The sequence below is a fragment of the Nocardia sp. NPDC024068 genome, from assembly GCF_040638875.1.
Taxonomy (GTDB): domain Bacteria; phylum Actinomycetota; class Actinomycetes; order Mycobacteriales; family Mycobacteriaceae; genus Nocardia.
In genome coordinates, this window is sequence record NZ_JBEZYU010000112.1 from 1 (window position 1) to 5,482 (window position 5,482).

General features: G+C 56.1%; 3 rRNA genes. All 3 read right to left on the reverse strand.

What is annotated here, in order from left to right:
* Window positions 1–48: 48 nt before the first annotated feature.
* A 5S ribosomal RNA gene (gene rrf / locus AB0F41_RS31370) occupies window positions 49–165 on the reverse strand.
* A 137-nt stretch (window positions 166–302) separates the two neighbouring features.
* Window positions 303–3,432: ribosomal RNA gene (locus AB0F41_RS31375) — 23S ribosomal RNA — on the reverse strand.
* A 334-nt stretch (window positions 3,433–3,766) separates the two neighbouring features.
* Window positions 3,767–5,283: ribosomal RNA gene (locus AB0F41_RS31380) — 16S ribosomal RNA — on the reverse strand.
* Together the 16S, 23S and 5S rRNA genes form the textbook arrangement of a ribosomal RNA operon.
* Between the last annotated feature and the right edge of the window lie 199 nt (window positions 5,284–5,482).

Sequence of the window (5,482 nt, forward strand, 5' to 3'; positions counted from 1 at the left end):
AAACGCACTTTGGGGGCCCACAATGTGGGCCCCCAAAGGGAATGTATGTTCCGGCGGTGTCCTACTCTCCCACACCCTGTCGAGTGCAGTACCATCGGCGCTGGCAGGCTTAGCTTCCGGGTTCGGAATGGGACCGGGCGTTTCCCCGCCGCTATAACCGCCGTAACTCTATGAAACTATCCACAGAGAGCCACCCCCTGGAGTTCGGATCCACCACGAATGGTGTCCCCTCGTTCCCCAGGGTGTCTTCTGTATCTGTGTGTTGTTTCAGATACCGCACAGTGGACGCGTAGCAATCTTTGTTCAGTAAGCCCTCGGCCTATTAGTACCGGTCACCTCCACACATTACTGTGCTTCCAGTTCCGGCCTATCAACCCCATGGTCTGTAGGGGGCCTTAACCACTCGAGGTGGTGGGAAACCTCATCTTGGAACAGGCTTCCCGCTTAGATGCTTTCAGCGGTTATCCCTTCCGAACGTAGCCAACCAGCCGTGCCCCTGGCGGGACAACTGGCACACCAGAGGTTCGTCCGTCCCGGTCCTCTCGTACTAGGGACAGCCTTCCTCAAGTTTCCAACGCGCGCGGCGGATAGAGACCGAACTGTCTCACGACGTTCTAAACCCAGCTCGCGTGCCGCTTTAATGGGCGAACAGCCCAACCCTTGGGACCTACTCCAGCCCCAGGATGCGACGAGCCGACATCGAGGTGCCAAACCATCCCGTCGATATGGACTCTTGGGGAAGATCAGCCTGTTATCCCCGGGGTACCTTTTATCCGTTGAGCGACACCGCTTCCACATGCCGGTGCCGGATCACTAGTCCCGACTTTCGTCCCTGCTCGACCTGTCAGTCTCACAGTCAAGCTCCCTTGTGCACTTGCACTCAACACCTGATTGCCAACCAGGCTGAGGGAACCTTTGGGCGCCTCCGTTACATTTTGGGAGGCAACCGCCCCAGTTAAACTACCCACCAGGCACTGTCCCTGAACCAGATCATGGTCCGAGGTTAGAGGTCCAATACGATCAGAGTGGTATTTCAACGATGACTCCACACACACTGGCGTGCATGCTTCACAGTCTCCCACCTATCCTACACAAACCGTACCGAACACCAATACCAAGCTATAGTGAAGGTCCCGGGGTCTTTTCGTCCTGCCGCGCGTAACGAGCATCTTTACTCGTAATGCAATTTCGCCGAGTCTGTGGTCGAGACAGCAGAGAAGTCGTTACGCCATTCGTGCAGGTCGGAACTTACCCGACAAGGAATTTCGCTACCTTAGGATGGTTATAGTTACCACCGCCGTTTACCGGGGCTTAAATTCTCAGCTTCGCGCCGAAGCGCTAACCGGTCCTCTTAACCTTCCGGCACCGGGCAGGCGTCAGTCCGTATACATCGTCTTACGACTTCGCACGGACCTGTGTTTTTAGTAAACAGTCGCTTCTCTCTGGTCTCTGCGGCCCAAACCAGCTCACGGCGTAAAGCCGGTCACCAGCTCGGGCCCCCCTTCTCCCGAAGTTACGGGGGCATTTTGCCGAGTTCCTTGACCACAGTTCTCTCGATCGCCTTAGTATTCTCTACCTGACCACCTGTGTCGGTTTGGGGTACGGGCCGTGTACCAACTCACTAGAGGCTTTTCTCGGCAGCATAGGATCACTGAATTCGCCTCAATCGGCTACGCATCACCTCTCAGGCTTTATGCTGTGCGGATTTGCCTACACAACGCCCTACAGGCTTACACCAGTACAACCACTGACTGGCCCAGCTACCTTCCTGCGTCACCCCATCGCTTGACTACTACACCCAGGGTCGTGCGCAGCCCCATCCGGCCTCCCGAAGGAGGTCCATCAGGTTTTGGGCACTTAGCACAGATGATTCGCCATTGGGCGCGGATACACGGGTACGGGAATATCAACCCGTTGTCCATCGACTACGCCTGTCGGCCTCGCCTTAGGTCCCGACTCACCCTGGGCGGATTAACCTGGCCCAGGAACCCTTGGTCATTCGGCGGACGAGTTTCTCACTCGTCTTTCGCTACTCATGCCTGCATTCTCACTCGCGCAGCCTCCACAACTAGGTCACCCCGCTGCTTCCCTGGCTACACGACGCTCCCCTACCCAGCCACACCACTGCACACACCCCCGTAAGGGTGCGCGGATGTATTGTGTGACTGCCGCGGCTTCGGCGGTGTACTTGAGCCCCGCTACATTGTCGGCGCAGGATCACTCGACCAGTGAGCTATTACGCACTCTTTCAAGGGTGGCTGCTTCTAAGCCAACCTCCTGGCTGTCTGCGCAATCCCACATCCTTTTCCACTTAGTACACGCTTAGGGGCCTTAGCCGGCGATCTGGGCTGTTTCCCTCTCGACTACGAAGCTTATCCCCCGCAGTCTCACTGCCGCGCTCTCACTCACCGGCATTCGGAGTTTGGCTGATTTCGGTAAGCTTGTGGGCCCCCTAGACCATCCAGTAGCTCTACCTCCGGTGAGAAACACGCGACGCTGCACCTAAATGCATTTCGGGGAGAACCAGCTATCACGGAGTTTGATTGGCCTTTCACCCCTACCCACAGCTCATCCCCTCAGTTTTCAACCTAAGTGGGTTCGGGCCTCCACGACGTCTTACCGTCGCTTCACCCTGGCCATGGGTAGATCACTCCGCTTCGGGTCTAGAACACGCGACTGAAACGCCCTATTCGGACTCGCTTTCGCTACGGCTACCCCACACGGGTTAACCTCGCCACATGCCACTAACTCGCAGGCTCATTCTTCAAAAGGCACGCCATCACCCGCAGTACAAGTACTCACAGGCTCTGACGGATTGTAAGCGCACGGTTTCAGGTACTATTTCACTCCCCTCCCGGGGTACTTTTCACCTTTCCCTCACGGTACTAGTCCGCTATCGGTCACCAGGGAGTATTCAGGCTTACCGGGTGGTCCCGGCAGATTCACAGCAGATTTCACGGGCCCGCTGCTACTCGGGTACTCACTACAACAGAGAACATGTTTTCGCCTACCGGACTCTCACCGTCTACGGTTGGCCGTCCCAGACCAATTCGACTAACATGAACTTTTCTGACTGTTGCTTGTCACGGCAGTAACAAGAAAATGAGCCCCACTACCCCACACGTGCAACACCTGCCGGCTATCACACACGCATGGTTTAGCCTCATCCGCTTTCGCTCGCCACTACTCACGGAATCACATGTTGTTTTCTCTTCCTGTGGGTACTGAGATGTTTCACTTCCCCACGTTCCCTCCACACCAGCTATATATTCACTGGCGGGTAACACGACATCACTCGTGCTGGGTTTCCCCATTCGGACACCCTCGGATCACAGCTCGGTTGACAGCTCCCCGAGGCTTATCGCAGCCTCCTACGTCCTTCATCGGCTCCTGGTGCCAAGGCATCCACCGTACGCTCTTAAAAACTTACAAAACAAAGATGCTCGCGTCCACTGTGCAGTTCTCAAACAACACACCCACCCGAAACTTTCACCCGCACCAGCCGAAAACCTCCCTGAAGAAGCCCTCGCGGTATGAACAGAGATCCGAGCGGATCGTATTTTTTGCCTGGAAAGAACGTCTGTTCTTTCAGGACCCAACAGTGTGTTGATATATCCACCACAACCGAGAACTGAGCCTCGGCCATACATGATGGAGATTGTCAGCGTTCCACCCATGAGCAACCATCGGAAAACATTCGCTTCCGAAATGGCTCTGCCACAACCGGTACTCGACTCTTCGAGCCGGCATGGAGAATGCTCCTTAGAAAGGAGGTGATCCAGCCGCACCTTCCGGTACGGCTACCTTGTTACGACTTCGTCCCAATCGCCGATCCCACCTTCGACGGCTCCCTCCACAAGGGTTAGGCCACCGGCTTCGGGTGTTACCGACTTTCATGACGTGACGGGCGGTGTGTACAAGGCCCGGGAACGTATTCACCGCAGCGTTGCTGATCTGCGATTACTAGCGACTCCAACTTCACGGGGTCGAGTTGCAGACCCCGATCCGAACTGAGACCGGCTTTAAGGGATTCGCTCCACCTCACGGTATCGCAGCCCTCTGTACCGGCCATTGTAGCATGTGTGAAGCCCTGGACATAAGGGGCATGATGACTTGACGTCGTCCCCACCTTCCTCCGAGTTGACCCCGGCAGTCTCTCACGAGTCCCCGCCATTACGCGCTGGCAACATAAGATAAGGGTTGCGCTCGTTGCGGGACTTAACCCAACATCTCACGACACGAGCTGACGACAGCCATGCACCACCTGTACACCGACCACAAGGGGGCCTACATCTCTGCAGGTTTCCGGTGTATGTCAAACCCAGGTAAGGTTCTTCGCGTTGCATCGAATTAATCCACATGCTCCGCCGCTTGTGCGGGCCCCCGTCAATTCCTTTGAGTTTTAGCCTTGCGGCCGTACTCCCCAGGCGGGGTACTTAATGCGTTAGCTACGGCACGGATCCCGTGGAAGGAAACCCACACCTAGTACCCACCGTTTACGGCGTGGACTACCAGGGTATCTAATCCTGTTCGCTACCCACGCTTTCGCTTCTCAGCGTCAGTTACTTCCCAGAGACCCGCCTTCGCCACCGGTGTTCCTCCTGATATCTGCGCATTTCACCGCTACACCAGGAATTCCAGTCTCCCCTGAAGTACTCAAGCCTGCCCGTATCGACCGCAAGCTCGGGGTTGAGCCCCGAGTTTTCACGATCGACGCGACAAGCCGCCTACAAGCTCTTTACGCCCAGTAATTCCGGACAACGCTCGCACCCTACGTATTACCGCGGCTGCTGGCACGTAGTTGGCCGGTGCTTCTTATACTCCTACCGTCACTTTCGCTTCGTCGGAGTCGAAAGAGGTTTACAACCCGAAGGCCGTCATCCCTCACGCGGCGTCGCTGCATCAGGCTTCCGCCCATTGTGCAATATTCCCCACTGCTGCCTCCCGTAGGAGTCTGGGCCGTGTCTCAGTCCCAGTGTGGCCGGTCGCCCTCTCAGGCCGGCTACCCGTCGTCGCCTTGGTAGGCCATTACCCCACCAACAAGCTGATAGGCCGCGGGCTCATCTCGCACCGATAAATCTTTCCACCCCTGATCATGCAACCAGGAGTCATATCCGGTATTAGACCCAGTTTCCCAGGCTTATCCCAGAGTGCGAGGCAGATCACCCACGTGTTACTCACCCGTTCGCCGCTCGTGTACCCCGAAGGGCCTTACCGCTCGACTTGCATGTGTTAAGCACGCCGCCAGCGTTCGTCCTGAGCCAGGATCAAACTCTCCGTTGAAGACTCCAATCACACCCCGAAAGGCGCAATCAAAAGTACAAACTAGAGTCCGAAAACCTAGCAAAACAAATCGCCAGCTGGAATTTAGCTGACTTAAATGTTCGGCCTCCACACGGGGGTATGAAGAACCGAAACCAAATTAAATATTTGGCACTGACATTCATCAACACACTATTGAGTTCTCAAAGAACACACGCAC